This is a genomic window from Sulfitobacter sp. 1A12157 (genome assembly GCF_043557345.1).
Classification (GTDB): Bacteria; Pseudomonadota; Alphaproteobacteria; order Rhodobacterales; family Rhodobacteraceae; genus Sulfitobacter.
The window spans coordinates 471773-487131 of the sequence record NZ_JBIFFV010000002.1; the positions used below are offsets into that span (position 1 = coordinate 471773).

General features: G+C 65.0%; 14 protein-coding genes. 9 read left to right on the forward strand and 5 right to left on the reverse strand.

Translation table 11 applies throughout. From position 1 onward, the window contains the following. The first annotated feature begins 53 nt into the window (after positions 1-53). The 5 genes from scpA (at position 54) to ACGYLC_RS06270 (ending at position 4893) form a co-directional block, all read left to right on the forward strand. On the forward strand, positions 54-2195 hold the full coding sequence (scpA, locus tag ACGYLC_RS06250) for a methylmalonyl-CoA mutase (RefSeq protein WP_394422194.1): 2142 nt from the start codon (positions 54-56) through the stop codon (positions 2193-2195). Next, on the forward strand, positions 2195-2716 hold the full coding sequence (locus ACGYLC_RS06255) for a GNAT family N-acetyltransferase (RefSeq protein ID WP_394422195.1): 522 nt from the start codon (positions 2195-2197) through the stop codon (positions 2714-2716). The genes scpA and ACGYLC_RS06255 overlap by 1 nt, the downstream gene beginning before the upstream one ends. 52 nt (positions 2717-2768) lie before the next feature. Further along, positions 2769-3449: a TerB family tellurite resistance protein gene (locus tag ACGYLC_RS06260; protein ID WP_394422196.1), complete on the forward strand. Its 681-nt coding sequence runs from the start codon at positions 2769-2771 to the stop codon at positions 3447-3449. Continuing rightward, positions 3449-4450, forward strand: coding sequence for an endonuclease/exonuclease/phosphatase family protein (locus tag ACGYLC_RS06265; RefSeq protein WP_394422197.1), 1002 nt, complete (start codon positions 3449-3451; stop codon positions 4448-4450). Before ACGYLC_RS06260 ends, ACGYLC_RS06265 begins: the two co-directional genes overlap by 1 nt. A gap of 77 nt (positions 4451-4527) precedes the next feature. After that, positions 4528-4893 carry a hypothetical protein gene (locus tag ACGYLC_RS06270; protein WP_394422198.1) on the forward strand — a complete coding sequence of 122 codons (366 nt, stop codon included), beginning with the start codon at positions 4528-4530 and terminating at the stop codon, positions 4891-4893. Here ACGYLC_RS06270 and ACGYLC_RS06275 read toward each other — a convergent pair. From ACGYLC_RS06275 to ACGYLC_RS06290, 4 genes are all read right to left on the reverse strand, one after another. Further along, positions 4890-6473, reverse strand: coding sequence for a Ppx/GppA family phosphatase (locus ACGYLC_RS06275; RefSeq protein ID WP_394400204.1), 1584 nt, complete (start codon positions 6471-6473; stop codon positions 4890-4892). The two genes, ACGYLC_RS06270 and ACGYLC_RS06275, sit on opposite strands and share 4 nt — an antisense overlap. 83 nt (positions 6474-6556) lie before the next feature. Next, the gene (locus ACGYLC_RS06280) at positions 6557-8731 is read right to left on the reverse strand and encodes an RNA degradosome polyphosphate kinase (protein WP_394422199.1); all 2175 of its coding nucleotides are present in this window, start codon (positions 8729-8731) and stop codon (positions 6557-6559) included. 61 nt (positions 8732-8792) lie between these two features. After that, positions 8793-9473, reverse strand: a complete 681-nt coding sequence (locus ACGYLC_RS06285; protein ID WP_394422200.1) for a chromosomal replication initiator DnaA — start codon at positions 9471-9473, stop codon at positions 8793-8795. 1 nt (position 9474) lies between these two features. Next, on the reverse strand, positions 9475-10557 hold the full coding sequence (locus tag ACGYLC_RS06290) for an AI-2E family transporter (RefSeq protein ID WP_394400198.1): 1083 nt from the start codon (positions 10555-10557) through the stop codon (positions 9475-9477). Between the two features lie 201 nt (positions 10558-10758). Here ACGYLC_RS06290 and proS point away from each other — a divergent pair, with 201 nt between their 5' ends. From proS to ACGYLC_RS06310, 4 genes are read left to right on the forward strand one after another with little or no spacing between them, the layout of a single operon-like run. Next, on the forward strand, positions 10759-12099 hold the full coding sequence (gene proS / locus ACGYLC_RS06295) for a proline--tRNA ligase (RefSeq protein WP_394422201.1): 1341 nt from the start codon (positions 10759-10761) through the stop codon (positions 12097-12099). Positions 12100-12107: 8 nt separating this feature from the next. Then, complete coding sequence (locus ACGYLC_RS06300) at positions 12108-12614, forward strand: DUF2937 family protein (protein WP_394422202.1); 507 nt, start codon at positions 12108-12110, stop codon at positions 12612-12614. 54 nt (positions 12615-12668) lie between these two features. After that, entirely contained in the window at positions 12669-13964 is a 1296-nt protein-coding gene (locus ACGYLC_RS06305) for a lipoprotein-releasing ABC transporter permease subunit (RefSeq protein ID WP_394422203.1), read from the forward strand. After that, positions 13957-14640, forward strand: a complete 684-nt coding sequence (locus ACGYLC_RS06310) for an ABC transporter ATP-binding protein (protein WP_394422204.1) — start codon at positions 13957-13959, stop codon at positions 14638-14640. The genes ACGYLC_RS06305 and ACGYLC_RS06310 overlap by 8 nt, the downstream gene beginning before the upstream one ends. 1 nt (position 14641) lies before the next feature. Here the strand turns inward: ACGYLC_RS06310 and ACGYLC_RS06315 are convergent, their stop codons facing one another. Continuing rightward, the gene (locus tag ACGYLC_RS06315; RefSeq protein WP_394422205.1) at positions 14642-15319 is read right to left on the reverse strand and encodes a hypothetical protein; all 678 of its coding nucleotides are present in this window, start codon (positions 15317-15319) and stop codon (positions 14642-14644) included. Positions 15320-15359 lie beyond the last annotated feature (40 nt).

The following is a 15359-nucleotide window of genomic DNA, read 5'->3' on the forward strand; positions in this document are numbered from 1 at the left end:
CAGTTGCGCAGGCCGATGCCTGCCGCCGGGCGCTAAGGGAGAAGGACAAGCATATGACATCCGACCAAAAGGACGAGAAAGCGCGTTGGCGTGAACTGGCCACGGGCGAATTGCGCGGGCGCAGCCTTGACGATCTGACCTGGAAGACGCTGGAGGGGATCGACGTCCAGCCGCTCTACACTGCCGAGGATCTGGACGGGCTGGAGCATCTGGGCAGCATCCCCGGCGAAGCGCCGTTTACGCGCGGCGTGAAGGCCACGATGTATGCGGGCCGCCCATGGACGATCCGGCAATATGCAGGCTTCTCCACGGCGGAGGAATCGAACGCCTTCTACCGCCGTGCGCTGGCCGCCGGTCAGCAGGGCGTCTCGGTCGCCTTCGATCTGGCGACGCATCGCGGCTATGACAGCGATCACCCCCGCGTCGAGGGCGATGTCGGCAAGGCCGGCGTGGCGATTGACTCGGTCGAGGACATGAAAATCCTCTTCGACGGCATCCCGCTTGATCAGGTCTCGGTCTCCATGACGATGAACGGCGCGGTGATCCCGATCCTCGCCAATTTCATCGTCGCGGGCGAAGAGCAGGGCCACGACCGCGCCAAGCTTTCGGGCACGATCCAGAACGACATCCTCAAGGAATTCATGGTGCGCAACACCTATGTCTACCCACCGGAGCCGTCGATGCGGATCATCGGGGACATCATCGAATATACCTCGGACCACATGCCGAAGTTCAACTCGATCTCGATCTCGGGCTACCACATGCAGGAGGCGGGGGCGAACCTCGTGCAGGAACTGGCCTTTACCATCGCGGATGGGCGCGAATACGTCCGTACCGCAATCGCGGCGGGCATGGACGTGGACCGCTTCGCGCCGCGTCTGTCGTTCTTCTTCGCCATCGGCATGAACTTCTTCATGGAGGCCGCCAAACTGCGCGCCGCGCGGCTGCTCTGGGCGCGGGTGATGGAGGAGTTCGAGCCGAAGAACCCCAAGTCCTCGATGCTGCGCACCCATTGCCAGACCTCCGGTGTGAGCCTGGCCGAGCAGGATCCGTACAATAACGTCGTCCGCACCGCCTACGAGGCGCTCTCGGCGGTGCTGGGTGGCACCCAGTCGCTGCACACCAATTCGCTGGACGAGGCGATCGGCCTGCCGACCGAGCATTCCGCCCGCATCGCCCGCAACACCCAGCTGATCCTGCAGGAAGAGACCGGCATCACCAATGTCGTCGATCCGCTGGCGGGTAGCTACTACGTCGAGAAGCTGACCGCCGATCTGGCGGAGGCGGCCTGGAAGCTGATCGAGGAGGTCGAGGAGATGGGCGGCATGACCAAGGCCGTGGCCTCCGGCATGCCCAAGCTCAGGATCGAGGAAGCCGCGGCCCAGCGTCAGGCGGGCATCGACCGCGGCACCGAGGTGATCGTCGGCGTCAACAAGTACCGCCGCGACAAGGAAGAGCCGATCGACATCCTCGATGTCGACAACGTCAAGGTGCGCGCAGGGCAGGTGGCGCGGCTGGAGCGCATCCGTGCCGAGCGCGACGAGGCGGCTTGCACGGCGGCGCTTGAGGAACTGACACGGCGGGCGGCCGAGGGCGGCAACCTGCTCGATGCGGCGGTCGAGGCCGCGCGCGCGCGGGCCACAGTGGGAGAAATCAGCATGGCGATGGAAAAGCAGTTCGGACGGCACCGGGCCGAGGTCAAGACGCTCTCGGGCGTCTATGGCGCGGCCTATGAGGGCGATGCGGGCTTTGCCGACATCCAGAAATCGGTCGAGGAGTTCGCCGAGGCCGAAGGCCGCCGCCCGCGTATGCTGGTGGTCAAGATGGGCCAGGACGGCCACGACCGCGGCGCCAAGGTGATCGCCACCGCATTCGCCGACATCGGTTTCGACGTGGACGTGGGCCCGCTGTTCCAGACCCCCGCCGAGGCCGCGCAGGACGCGGTGGACAACGACGTGCATGTCATCGGCATCTCCAGCCAGGCGGCGGGGCACAAGACGCTGGCACCGCAGCTTATCCAAGCGCTGAAGGATGCGGGCGCGGAGGATATCCTTGTGATCTGTGGCGGGGTGATCCCGCAACAGGACTACAAGTTCTTGCAAGACGCGGGCGTGAAGGCGATCTTTGGGCCCGGCACCAATATCCCGACCGCCGCGCAGGACATCCTGAAGCTGATCCGCGAGACGCGGAAGTGATGCAAGAAAACGGGAGCGCCGCCCGGAAGGACGGCGTGATCCGCCCCGCTTTGGCGCAGGACGCCGCCGCCGTGGCGGCGCTGTGGAACGGCATGATCCGCGGCAGTCTGTCGACCTTCACGACCGACGAAAAGACCCGCGAGGAGATCGCGGCGCTGATCGCCGCCCGCACAGATGCCTTTTGGGTGGCCGAAGGGGACGGCGCGGTGCTGGGCTTTGTCACCTATGGCAGCTTTCGGGGCGGGCCGGGCTATGCCGCGACGGTAGAGCATAGCATCGTCCTGTCCGAGGCGGCGCAGGGGCGGGGGCTGGGCCGCGACCTGATGACACAGGCCATAGAGGCGGCAACGGCGGGGGGGCGTCACATCATGGTTGCCGCGGTCAGCAGCGCCAATCCCGGCGCAGTGGCGTTCCATGAAAAACAGGGCTTTGGGCAGGTCGGGCGGATGCCCGAAGTGGGGCGCAAACATGGGCAATGGCTCGACTTGATCTTGATGCAAAAAACGCTGACTGCATCCTGACTTCCCCGATGTCCGCGGTTAAGCTGGGGGCCGAATACCAAAGGGTCAGCCCATGTCGATCTGGACGCGCATTTCCGAAGCACTGTCAGCCCTCGCCGCAGGCGAGGGGCTGTCGGCTGTCTTTGACCGTCTGCGCAGCCCGCCCGAGCGCTCGGTCGCCTTTACCATCGCGGTGATCGCGCTTGGCGCGAAGATGGCCAAGGCCGATGGGCTGGTGACCCGCGATGAGGTGACCGCCTTTCGCGAAGTGTTCCAGATTGCCGAGGCGGATCAGGAAGGGGCGGCGCGGGTCTTTAACCTTGCCCGCCAAGACGTGACCGGTTTCGAGGATTACGCCCGCCGCATTGCGCGGATGTTCAGCGACCAGCCCCAGACCCTGCATGACCTGATGGAGGGGCTGTTTCACATCGCCATGGCCGATGGCATCTACCATCCCAACGAAAACGCCTTTCTTGAAGACGTGGCCGCGATTTTTGGCATGGACGAAGAGGCTTTCGCCTCGCTCAAAGCGCGTTTCGTGCCCGATAGCTCGCCCCTGCCGCGCACGGTTCTGGGCATCGGCCCCAATGCAACGTTGGAAGAGGCCCGCCGGGCTTGGCGGCGGCTGGTGCGCGAGAACCACCCCGACGCGCTGGTGGCGCGCGGCCTGCCGCAAGAGGCGATCAAGATGGCCGAGAAACGCATGATCGACATCAACCGCGCGTGGGAAACGATCTCGGGCAAACACGCTTGATGCGCATCGCGACCTACAACGTCGAGTGGTTCGCGAGCCTTTTTGACGATGACAACCGGCTTTACGACGATGACGCTTGGGCCGGGCGGCACGGGGTGACCCGTGCCCAGCAGACGGCGGCTTTGGGCCAAGTGTTCAGCGCGCTGGATGCCGATGCGGTCATGGTGATCGAAGCGCCGAACCACGGGCGGCGGCAATCCACTGTGGCGGCGCTTGAGCATTTCGCCGCGCGGTTTTCCCTGCGCACCCGAGCTGCCGTCATGGGGTTTTCCAACGATACCGAGCAAGAGATCGCGCTGCTCTATGACCCCGACAGGCTCAGCGCCCGCCATGTGCCGCAGGGTGCCGCCGATGCCCCACGCTTTGACCGGACGCTGCGGATCGACTTGGATGTGGACGCCACCGAAGACGCTGTGGTCTTTTCCAAACCGCCCTTGGAGTTGGAGGTAACGACGAAGGCCGGTTTCGCCTTTCAGATGATCGGCGCGCATCTCAAATCCAAAGCGCCCCATGGCGCCAAGTCCGAGGCCGATGTGCTGCGCATCGCCATCGCCAATCGGCGCAAGCAATTGGCGCAGGCGATCTGGCTGAGGCGGCGGATCGACATGCATTTGGCGGCGGAGCGGCCCGTGATGGTCTTGGGCGATCTGAACGACGGGCCGGGGCTTGATGAATTTGAAAGCCTGTTTGGCCGGTCCTCGGTCGAGATCGTACTGGGAGAGGGGGCGGCGGCGCTGTTCGACCCCCACGCCAAACAGGCGCTCAGCCGCCGCCTTGGGGCCGCACCCACCAGCGCGCGTTTCTGGATCACGCCGGAGGGGCGCTATCTTCAGGCGCTGCTGGACTACATCATAGTCAGCCCGCAGATCGCCGCCCCTGCGGCCCGCTGGCGGATTTGGCACCCGATGGATGACCCGGCCTGCTGGCAAGACGTCGCCCTGCGTGACGCGCTGCTGGCCGCCTCGGATCACTTCCCCGTCACGCTGGATGTCGACCTTTAGGCGGGGGGCTGCCAGCGGCGTGGCGTAAGACTGGAAATGCCCGCCGCGCCACCTACCTCAATCCTATGACACGATTTATGCCCCTTATCGCCCTTTGTGCGCTGCTGCCCCTTGGCGCCCATGCGCAGGAGGAGTCCGAAGAACGCGGCCTCGGCCTGATGGAGCGCGGCGCGCAGATGTTCATGGACGGGATCATGGATGAAATGGGCCCGGTCATGGAAGGTTTCGAGGGGTTCACCGAGGCCATGCGCCCCGCGCTGCGCGATTTCGCGCGGGAGATGGGGCCGAAGCTGACGGAGCTTTTGGACGAGGTCGAAGATTGGAGCGTCTATCAAGCGCCCGAGATGCAGCCCAACGGCGATATCATCATCCGGCGCAAGCCCGAGCACCCGATGGTCCCGCCAGAGACCCCGACCGAACCCGCCCCACAGATCGAGCTTTAACCCGCAGCACGTTTGCCGGTTCGGACGTGGACCTCGGCCCCAAGCGATTTAGCGAGCGAGTTCAGCCGCGCCTCTGCGACCTCTCCGAAAAGGGGGACCATGTCGGGGGTGAGCCAGAGTTCCAATTGCTTTTTCTTGGGGAACCAGCGCAATTCGCCGCGCTGTTCGCCCTTGTCCATCCAAAGCATCGCGCCAAAGCGCATGGCTTTGCCGAGGATCTCGGCCTCCAACCGGGTCTTTTCGTCGACCATCTCATAGAGGTCTTCGAAACGGGTGTTCTCCCGCTTGTTGGAGTAGCGGTGCAGCAGGGCCAGCCCGAGGTAGATGCGTTCGGCGTGTTTTAGCCCGCCGAGGTTGGCGCGGGTGGCATTGTCGAAACAGGTCTCGGCCCGGTAGTCGGGATGGGCGCGCCAGCTTACGTCATGCAAAAGGCAGGCCGCTTTGACCAAACGCCTGCGGGCGTGGGGGGCAGAGCGGTAGAGCGGCAGGATGAAGTTATAAAGCACCTTGCCGAAACCGGGCATCCGCGCGTCTTTGGCCTCGGCGAAATAGCAGGCCTCAATCAGTGGATCACGGTCGCGCAGGCGCTGCGGCATCTGCTCATAGAGCATGCCTTCGCGGATGCCGTAGCTGGAAATGGCGATGTCCTTGGGCCGGAAAGTCTTGACCAGACGGCTCAGCACCTCGGCGGCATAGGGCACCAGCGACATCCGGCTGGAGGAGACGCCGCAGGCGCTGCGCAATTCCTCAAGATCGGAGGTTTGGATGAACTTCACCGTCTCGCGAACCGAGGTCACGGTCATGCGGTATTCGTGTAGCACATGCAGTGGATAGCCCCGGCGGTACATGTCGATCCGCGCGATCGCCCGCCATGAGCCGCCCACAAGGAACAGCCGGTCGCGCTGGCTGCCCATCTTTTCCTGAAGCCCGGTGATGACCTCTTTGATATGCGCCTGCCGCCCCTTGGCCCCGCCTTTGAGGTCGCGCAGCTTGAGCGGGCCAAGCTGCGAGGTGACCCGCCGCCCGACGCGCCCGCCCGAGATTTCGGCAAGCTCCATCGAAGAGCCGCCAATGTCGCAGACAAGGCCGTAGGCACCGGGCCAGCCCAAAAGCACCCCTTGGGCCGAGAGCCGCGCCTCCTCCTCGCCGTCGATCACCCAGATGCGCAGCCCGGTCTCGCGCAGCACATCGGCGCAGAAGGCGCGCCCGTCGCTGGCATCGCGCACCGCCGCCGTGGCGACGACGGTAAGCTCCGACAGGCCCATGCCATCGGCCAATTTGCTGAACCGTCGCAGTGCCGAGAGGGCGCGGGCGCGGCCTTCGGGCGACAGATGCCCGGTCTCGGCCATGCCTGCGCCCAAGGCGCACATGATCTTTTCGTTGTAGAAATAGGCCGGAGAGCGCGCCGCGCCGTCAAAGACCACCAGCCGGACGGAGTTCGACCCCACATCTACCACGCCGACGCGTGCCAGCGCCCGCGCGCCCGGATCCTGAAACAAGGGTTTTCCGAAAAGTCCCAGTTCCGCCACACCCGTCTCAGGGACGGGGGCGGCTCGGGAAGGGTCGGTCTGGTCTGCCATCCATGCTCCTGCGGGCCATCCGTTTCACTGGATAATTGGCGCAGGGGGGCGGTGAGGTCAATTGCCAAAGGGGCGCTTGCCGGTCAATCCTCGGTATGGGTCAGCTTGGGCACATCCGAGGCCCCGGCGCTGCCCCGGCCCGAAAGCGAGGGGTTTTCCATGAAAAAGCGGTGGCAGTTGAAGGCGAAAGTGCCTTCGGGGATCGCCGGGCGGGTGAATTTGCCATCCGGCCCCATGACCCAGCTTTGCGCCACGTCAGCCAGATTGGCCGCCATGATCTGGCTGGTGATCTGGGCCTTGACGGTGGGGTTCTCGATCTCGACCAATGTCTCGACCCGGCGGTTCAGGTTGCGGCCCATCCAATCGGCGGAAGACATGAAGACCCGCGCCTTCTTGTGCGGCAACCCGTGGCCATTGCCGAAGCAGACGATGCGGCTGTGCTCCAGAAAACGCCCGATGATGGATTTGACGCGGATGTTATCCGACAGCCCCTTCACCCCGGGGCGCAGCCCGCAGATGCCACGAATGACAAGGCTGATTTCCACCCCGGCTTGGCTCGCGTCATACAGCGCGTCGATCACTTCGGCGTCGATCAGCGCGTTCATCTTGGCCCAGATCACGGCGGGGCGTCCGGCGCGGGCATGTTCGGCCTCGGCGCGGATCATCTCAAGCAGGCGCGGCTTCAGCGTCGTGGGGGAGATGGCGAGGTTTTCCAACTGTTCCGGCGGTGCGTAGCCCGATAGAAAGTTGAACACTTTCGTCGCATCACGCCCAAGGCTCGAGTCGCAGGTGAAGAGCGACAGGTCCGTATAAATCCGCGCGGTGATCGGGTGGTAGTTGCCGGTGCCGTAGTGGGTATAGGTCACCAGTTGGTCGCCCTCGCGCCGCACCACGGTCGAGATCTTGGCATGGGTCTTGAGGTCGAGAAAACCGTAGACCACATGCGCGCCCGCCCGTTCCAACCGGCGCGATTGGCGGATATTGGCGGCCTCGTCAAAGCGGGCCTTCAGCTCGACCAGCGCGGTGACCGATTTGCCATCCTCCGCCGCTTCGCAAAGCGCGCTAACGATGGGGCTGTCGCGCGAGGTGCGGTAGAGCGTCTGCTTGATCGCCACCACATCCGGGTCGCGCGCCGCTTGGGCAAGGAAACGCACCACCATGTCGAAGGTCTCGTAAGGGTGGTGCAGCAGCATGTCTTTCTGCCGGATCGCCGCGAACATGTCGCCGTCATGGTCGCTGACCCGCTCAGGCACGCGCGGGGTGAACTGCGGCCAGAGCAGGTCTGGCCGTGCGTCGGTCACCAGCTTCGACAGGTCGGCGATGCCCAACATGCCATCGAGCTCGATCACGTCTTGGGGGCGCACGCAAAGCTCGCGCATGACGACGGATTTCAACTTTTCCGGCGCGCCTGCAGAATGGGTCAGGCGCACGACCTCGCCCCGGCGGCGGCGTTTCAGGGCGACCTCGAATTCCCGCACGAGGTCTTCGGCCTCATCCTCCACCTCAAGATCGCTGTCGCGCAGCACGCGGAATTCGAAATGCGCCTTGAGTTTGTAACCCGGAAAGAGGTTGGGGATGTTGATGATCAGCAGGTCTTCGAGCGGCAGGTAGCGCAGGCAGCCATCGGGGGCGGGCAGGCGCACGAAACGGTCGATCTGTGCCGGGATCGGCAGCAGCGCCTGCAGCGGGCGCTTGTCGCGGGTCCGTTCCAGTTGCAGCGCCAGCGCGTAGCCGGTGTTGGGAATGAAGGGAAAGGGATGCGCGGGGTCGATCGCCAGCGGGGACAGCACGGCGAAGACTTGGTTGAGGAAGACCCCTTCGAGATATTTGTAATCGGCCGCGCTCAGGTCGGCGGTGCGCTCCAGCATGATGTTTTGCGCGTCCATCTCGGCCATGAGGTCGACCAGTACGCGCTGCTGGGACAACATCAGATTGCGCGCGTCTTCGTTGATCAGCACCAGTTGCTCACCGGGGCTGAGCCCATCGGCGGCGGCGGTGGTGTTGCCCGCCTGCGCAAGCTCGCGCAGGCCCGCCACGCGCACGGTATAGAATTCATCCAGATTGGTCGCCGAAATCGACAGGAAGCGCAGCCGCTCCAACAGCGGCACGCGCGGGTTCTCGGCCTCTTCCAGCACCCGCCAGTTGAAGTCGAGCCAGCTTAGCTCACGGTTAAAGAACCGGCCCGGCCCGGCGGTGTCGAGATCGGGGAGATCGGTGGCGGGCGGAAAGGGAGCATGCAGGAAATCGGCTTGGGTCATGCGGGCCTCATGACATTGGAATGTAACGGGTTTGCGAAGGCTTGCGTTAATTATTCCAGTATCACGTGCGCGGCGGGGCGATGTCCAGCACCTGCGCGGCCAGTGCGCGGGTCAGGGGGCGCTTCTGCGCAAGGCTGGCGGCATCCAGCCGGTCCACCAGCGCGATGGCAGCGGCAAAGGACCGGTCCATCCGCGTCATGAGGTAGTTGATCAGTTCCGGCTTGGGCGTCAACTGCCGGTCGGCCAGCAGTTTGACCAGCAGGGCCGAGAGCAGCGCATCGTCGGGCGCCTCCATCTCGACCATCGTGGCGCCACGCATCCGGCTGACCAGATCGGGCAGGCTCAGCCCCCAATGCGCCACCGGCCCGGTGCCGGTGAGCAGCAGCGCCTGCCCCTCGGCCAGCACGAGGTTGTGCAGATGAAAGAGCGCCGTTTGCGCCACCGCGTCCCCGGCGATCAGATGCACGTCCTCCACGGCCACGGGAGCACGGGCGAGGGCGGGAATGTCGGCCTCCAGCAGGTCCGCCGCGCCGATGATCCGCGCGCCCGAAAGGTCTGCCCAAACATGCGTCAGATGGGTCTTGCCCGAGCCTTGCGGCCCGGTCAGCGCCAGCTTGCCGCCCGCCCAACCGCGCCAGCCGTCGATCATCGCCATGGCCATGGCGTTGGAAGGCGCGACAAAGAAAGCGTCGCGGCCCAGAGCCGTTCGGCTGGGCAGGTTCAACCCGAGTTGGTGGGCCATGTTAGCGGATGTCCTCGTCGACGGTCGTTTCAGGCTCGCGGCCTTTGTAGAGCACGCTTTCGCGGTAGCGTGCCGTGGCGAAACGCGCGATCACGCCGATGGCGGCGGCCACGGGCACTGCGACCAAAAGGCCCACGAAGCCGAAAAGCGTGCCGAAGACCGACAGCGCCAGCAGCAGCCAGACCGGATGCAGCCCGACCGAGTTGCCCACGAGCTTTGGCGTCAGCAGGTTGCCCTCGACCACTTGGCCCAGCACGAAGATGCCCGCGACGAGACCGATGGAAAGCCAATCTCCCCAGAATTGGAACAATGCCAGACCGATCGCCAGCGCCCCGCCGATCAACGCGCCGAGGTAGGGGATGAAGGTCACCAGCCCCGCGACAAAGCCGACGACGAGGCCGAATTGCAGCCCCACCAGCATCAGCGCCACGGCGTAATAGGTGCCAAGGATCAGGCAGACCGTGCCCATGCCGCGCACGAACGAGGCCAGCGTCGCGTCAATCTCGCGTGCCAATTGGCGAATCGTCGGGGCGTGGTCACGCGGCAGCAGCCGGTCGATGGCGGCGACCATACGGTCCCAATCGAGCAGCAGGTACACCGCGACCACCGGGACGATGACGAACAAGAGCAGGACGTTGATCAGCGAGGCAAAGGAGGCCAGCGCGGTTTGCAGCAATTGCCCGCCGCGTTCCTGAATCGTGGTCCCCAGTGTCGTGAGCGAGGTGCGCAGGGTCGAATCGTCGTCCAGAATCGACGGGAAGCGATCGGTGATGAAATCGGTGAAATTACGGGTCAGCTTGGGTGCCGTCTCGATCAGGTTCACGGTTTGGTTGACCAGCGTCGGGATCACCAAAAGCGCCATCAGCACAAAGACCAAAAGCGCCACCACGGTGATAACGGCGGTGGCCATGGTGCGGCTGAGCCCCAAACGCTCCAACCGGTCGGCCACGGGGTCGAGAAAATAGGCAATCGCCCCGCCCAGCAGGAAGGGCAGCATCACATCGCCGATGAACCACAGCGCCACCATGAACACCGCTGCCGCGATGCCCCAGTATTTCAATTGGTCTCTGATTGGCAGGGCCATGGCGCTCTCCGGCAGGGAATGCCATCACATCGCCCATGTGGCGTTTCGTTTCAAGCCTTGGCTGCGGGTGGCGCGCGCGTCAGAGGCGCGGAACGGGGGCGTGGTGGAACTGGCCCGGCGGGCCGCCAGACCTCAGCGATGTGATTGTCTCGCCCTTTGACATGCACTAGTCAGGGGGCAATGCGTCAATGAGGAAACACCATGCGTCTGTCCCAATATTTTCTGCCCGTGCTGAAGGAAAACCCTGCCGAGGCGCAGATCGTCAGCCACCGGTTGATGCTGCGGGCGGGGATGATCAAGCAATCCAGCGCGGGGATCTACTCTTGGCTGCCGCTGGGCTACAAGGTGCTGCGCAAGGTCGAAGAGATCGTGCACCAAGAGCAGCAGCGCGTGGGCCATATCCCGATGCTGATGCCGACGCTGCAATCGGCGGACCTGTGGAAGGAATCGGGCCGCTATGACGCCTATGGCCCCGAAATGCTGCGCATTCGCGACCGGCAGGACCGGGACATGCTCTATGGTCCCACCAACGAGGAGATGATCACCGATATCTTCCGCAGCCACGTCGGGTCATACAAAGACCTGCCGCTGACGCTCTACCACATCCAATGGAAATTCCGTGACGAAATCCGCCCGCGTTTCGGCGTGATGCGGGGGCGTGAGTTCCTGATGAAGGACGGCTACAACTTCGATCTCACCAAAGAGGACGCGCTGCACGCCTATAACCGCCATCTGGTCAGCTATCTGCGCACCTATGAGCGGATGGGCCTGCAAGCGATCCCGATGCGCGCCGACTCTGGCCCCATCGGTGGCGATGACACGCATGAGTTCCTCGTGCTGGCCGAAACGGGCGAGTCTGAGGTTTTCTACGACAGCGAGATCACCGATCTGACCTTTGGCAACCGCGAGATCGACCCCAATGATCACGACGCCTGCCGCGCGGTGCTGGAGGAGTTCACCTCGCGCTACGCCCGCACGGATGAGACCCACGACCCGGAGGTTTTCGCGCAGGTGCCGGAAGAACGCCAGCGCAGCGCGCGCGGCATCGAAGTGGGGCAAATCTTCTATTTCGGCACCAAATATTCCGACGCGATGAACGCCAAGGTGCAGGGGCCGGACGGCAAACAGGTGCCGGTGCATATGGGCAGCCACGGCATCGGCGTCAGCCGCCTGCTGGGCGCGATCATCGAGGCCAGCCATGACGACAAGGGCATCATCTGGCCCGAAGGGGTGACGCCCTTCCACGCGGGGATCGTGAACCTCAAACAGGGCGATGCGGAGGCTGATGCCGCCTGCGACGCGCTTTACAACAGCCTCAAGGCGCTGGGCCTCGATCCGCTTTATGACGACCGCAAGGGCGGGGCGGGGATGAAGTTCGCCACGATGGACCTCATCGGTCTGCCGTGGCGCATCACCGTCGGCCCACGCGGGTTGAAGAACGACGTGGTTGAATTGACCAGCCGCCGCACGGGCGAAAGCGAAGAGCTGCCGCCCGAACAGGCGGTTGAGAAGATCGCCAAGATCTACGCCGGTATCGTCTGAGGCCCGCGATGATCCTGCGGGCGCTAACATTGGCCGGTGGGATCGTAAGCGCAGGCATTGCCGCACAAGGCCCGGGGGTCACCCGGGCCTATGTGTTTCAGCTCGAGGCGGCGGAGCAGCGCCTCGCCAAAGTCGTGGCGGATTTCGATGCCTCTGCGCAGGCCGCAGGGCTCAACCGGGAAGAGGCCATAGCGCGGCTGCGCGGATCGGCGCTGCTGGAGCGCCGGGGCTTGGACATGCGCCGCAACTTCGAACGGCATAGAAGGCTTGAGGCCGCAGTGCCACGGCTCCGGTCGGCAGGCCCGTTCCTGCGCAGCTATCTGCTGTGGCGCAGCCCGGATGCCGAAGCTTTGCGGGCGACGCGGCAGGGTTTTGCCCCCACCGCCCCGCGCAGCCGTGCCGAATGGCTCTTCGCCGGTTTGGGGTTCATCACAGGGGCCAGTCTCACCCGCCTGCTGCTGTGGCTGCCCAGTTGGCCCGCGCGCTTCCGCCGCCGCCGGGCATTGCGTTCTTGACCCTTCTGGGGCAAAGCCTCAGGTTGCGCGCACCTCAGACCGGAGCCTTCCCGCATGGCCAGCAAACCCACACGCACCGCCCCATTCGCGGCCTTTGAATGGATGATCGCTTGGCGCTACCTGCGCGCCCGCCGCGCCGAAGGGGGCGTCAGCGTCATGACGTGGATCAGCCTCATCGGCATCACGCTGGCGGTCTTCGCGCTGATCGCGACACTCTCGGTCCGCTCGGGCTTCCGCGCCGAGTTCGTCGACACGATCCTCGGGGCCAATGCCCATGTCACCGTCTACACGATGGGGGAGGTACAGCCCAACGGCCAGATCGACCGCACCATCGGTGATTACGAGGCGATGGCCGAGCGGGTGGCAGCCGTCAAAGGCGTCACCCGCGTGGCCCCGCTGGTGCGCCAGCAGGTCATGGCCAACCGCCGCCAATCCAACGCGGGCGTCGAGGTTTTCGGCATCGCCTCGGGCGATTTGATGACCATCCCCGGCATCCAACCCTCAGAGCGCTCTTTCGGTGACATCACGCGTTTTGAAGAGGGCATGGCCATCGGGAGCGGCGTGGCGCAGGCCTTGGGCGTGCAGGTCGGCGATAGCGTCAAACTGATCTCGCCCAACGGGGTCAAGACCGCCTTTGGCACCAGCCCGCGCGTCAATGCCTATGAGGTGGTCTATATCTTCTCCGCCGGGCGCTACGACATTGATAAGACACGGGTTTACCTACCAATTGCCGAGGCGCAGAGCTTTTTCAACCGCGAAGGCGTGGCCGATGAACTGGAGGTCATGGTCGAAGACCCCGAGGGGGTGGACGCCATGGCGCCTGCGTTGATGCAGGCGGCGGGTGAGCGCGCACAGGTCTGGACATGGCGCGACGCCTCGGGCTCCTTCCTCTCGGCGCTCGACATCGAGGACCGGGTGATGTTCGTGATCCTGAGCGTATTGGTGCTGATCGCGGCGATGAACATCGTTTCGGGACTGATCATGCTGGTCAAGAACAAGGGTCGCGACATTGGCATCCTGCGCACCATGGGGCTGAGCGAAGGCTCGGTGCTGCGGGTGTTCTTCATCTGCGGGGCCTTTACCGGCATCATCGGCACAATCGCGGGCGTCGTGCTGGGGGTGCTCTTTGCCACTTACGTCGACCAGATCTTCGCCTTTGTGAACTACCTCAGCGGTGGCACGGCATGGGACGCCTCGATCCGCGGCATCTATTTCCTGCCCGCGAAACTGCAAGTGGGCGATGTGCTCTCGGCCGTGGCGCTGTCGCTCGGCCTGTCCTTCGTCGTCACGATCTTTCCCGCCCGCCGCGCGGCGCGGATGAACCCGGTGGAGGCCCTGCGCTATGAATGATCCCGTCCTGCGCCTGAGCGGCATTTCCAAGTCCTACAACCCCGGCGAGCCGAACGAGGTGCAGGTGCTGCGCGGGATCGACCTTACCGTCGCCCCCGGCGAGGTGGTGGCGCTGGTCGCCCCCTCCGGGGCGGGCAAGTCGACGCTGCTGCATATCGCGGGGCTTCTCGACACCGCCGACAGCGGCACGGTGGAGATCGCGGGCGATGACCTGACGGGCCAGAGCGACCGCCGCCGGACCGGCGTGCGCCGCGCCGACGTGGGCTTCATCTACCAGTTCCATCATCTTCTGCCCGAGTTCACGGCGCTCGAAAACATCGTGCTGCCGCAGCTGGCCAATGGCGTGGCGCGCAAGGAGGCCGAGGCGCGGGGACGGGAGCTTCTGACGCAGGTCGGCATCGCCGAGCGCGCCGAGCACCGCCCCGCTGCCATGTCGGGTGGCGAGCAGCAGCGGGTGGCCTTCTGCCGCGCGCTGGCCAATGCGCCGCGCCTGCTGCTCGCGGACGAGCCTACGGGCAACCTCGACCCTTCGACCTCGGATCAGGTCTTCGCCGCGCTGATGGCGCTGGTGCGCGGCACCGGGCTTTCGGCGGTGATCGCCACGCATAACCTGGAACTGGCCGCGCGGATGGACCGTCAGATCAGGCTTGAAGCGGGGCAATTGGTGCCGGTCTGACTCAGCCGCAGATGTTTTCTAACTCGACCCCGTCCCAGGGCAGGCCCACGTCGCTTAGGCGGCTTTGGGGCAGGGGGGCCACGGGCATGACCTCCGAGAGCATCGCATGCAGCCGCTTGGTGCGCGGCGCCTGCGGGTCCAGCGCGCGGCAACAGACGAATTCCTCCACGATCGAGCCTTGCTGCTCATAGCCGAAATCGAGGAAGCGCGGCTTGGTGTCGACCTCGAAGAGATAGGGGTCCGGGCTGGTGAACTGCTCGGAGGCCGCGCGCAGGGGCGAATAGCCGGTGAGACGGCGGTTTTGCCATTGCCAGACGTGGGTGATCTCATGCGCCAGCAGCATCGCCGCGATTAGCCCCACGCGGTCGGGGTAATCGGGCAGGTAGTCGTCGAGATACCAGTCCTTGTCGAACAGCAGGTGGTTGAACAGCGCCACGGCGGCGGGTTTCGAGGTGACGGTATCGCCCACCTGCGGCGGCAAGATGCGCTCGCGGCAGGTGGTGCGCGGGCGGGGTTTGCGGCGGAAGGTGACGGCGCGGGTGGGGGCGCCGTCATAGAGGCGCACGCGGTCGTAATCGACCGAGGCGCCGTGGAGGGTGGCGAGATAGGCGCGTTCGTTGACCGTCAGCGGCCGGCCGCAGGCGGTGAGGAGGAGGCAAAGGAGAAGCGCGCGGATCATGGGGTGAGTTAGGCGCGGGGAAGGCGGGGGATCAAGGGGG

What these genes read in the sequence shown, in the direction of transcription:
- scpA (WP_394422194.1), top strand. Translation starts at nt 54, where the DNA reads ATGACATCCGACCAAAAGGACGAGAAAGCGCGTTGGCGTGAACTGGCC.
- ACGYLC_RS06255 (WP_394422195.1), top strand. Translation starts at nt 2,195, where the DNA reads ATGCAAGAAAACGGGAGCGCCGCCCGGAAGGACGGCGTGATCCGCCCC.
- ACGYLC_RS06260 (WP_394422196.1), top strand. Translation starts at nt 2,769, where the DNA reads ATGTCGATCTGGACGCGCATTTCCGAAGCACTGTCAGCCCTCGCCGCA.
- ACGYLC_RS06265 (WP_394422197.1), top strand. Translation starts at nt 3,449, where the DNA reads ATGCGCATCGCGACCTACAACGTCGAGTGGTTCGCGAGCCTTTTTGAC.
- ACGYLC_RS06270 (WP_394422198.1), top strand. Translation starts at nt 4,528, where the DNA reads ATGCCCCTTATCGCCCTTTGTGCGCTGCTGCCCCTTGGCGCCCATGCG.
- ACGYLC_RS06275 (WP_394400204.1), bottom strand. Translation starts at nt 6,473, where the DNA reads ATGGCAGACCAGACCGACCCTTCCCGAGCCGCCCCCGTCCCTGAGACG.
- ACGYLC_RS06280 (WP_394422199.1), bottom strand. Translation starts at nt 8,731, where the DNA reads ATGACCCAAGCCGATTTCCTGCATGCTCCCTTTCCGCCCGCCACCGAT.
- ACGYLC_RS06285 (WP_394422200.1), bottom strand. Translation starts at nt 9,473, where the DNA reads ATGGCCCACCAACTCGGGTTGAACCTGCCCAGCCGAACGGCTCTGGGC.
- ACGYLC_RS06290 (WP_394400198.1), bottom strand. Translation starts at nt 10,557, where the DNA reads ATGGCCCTGCCAATCAGAGACCAATTGAAATACTGGGGCATCGCGGCA.
- proS (WP_394422201.1), top strand. Translation starts at nt 10,759, where the DNA reads ATGCGTCTGTCCCAATATTTTCTGCCCGTGCTGAAGGAAAACCCTGCC.
- ACGYLC_RS06300 (WP_394422202.1), top strand. Translation starts at nt 12,108, where the DNA reads ATGATCCTGCGGGCGCTAACATTGGCCGGTGGGATCGTAAGCGCAGGC.
- ACGYLC_RS06305 (WP_394422203.1), top strand. Translation starts at nt 12,669, where the DNA reads ATGGCCAGCAAACCCACACGCACCGCCCCATTCGCGGCCTTTGAATGG.
- ACGYLC_RS06310 (WP_394422204.1), top strand. Translation starts at nt 13,957, where the DNA reads ATGAATGATCCCGTCCTGCGCCTGAGCGGCATTTCCAAGTCCTACAAC.
- ACGYLC_RS06315 (WP_394422205.1), bottom strand. Translation starts at nt 15,319, where the DNA reads ATGATCCGCGCGCTTCTCCTTTGCCTCCTCCTCACCGCCTGCGGCCGG.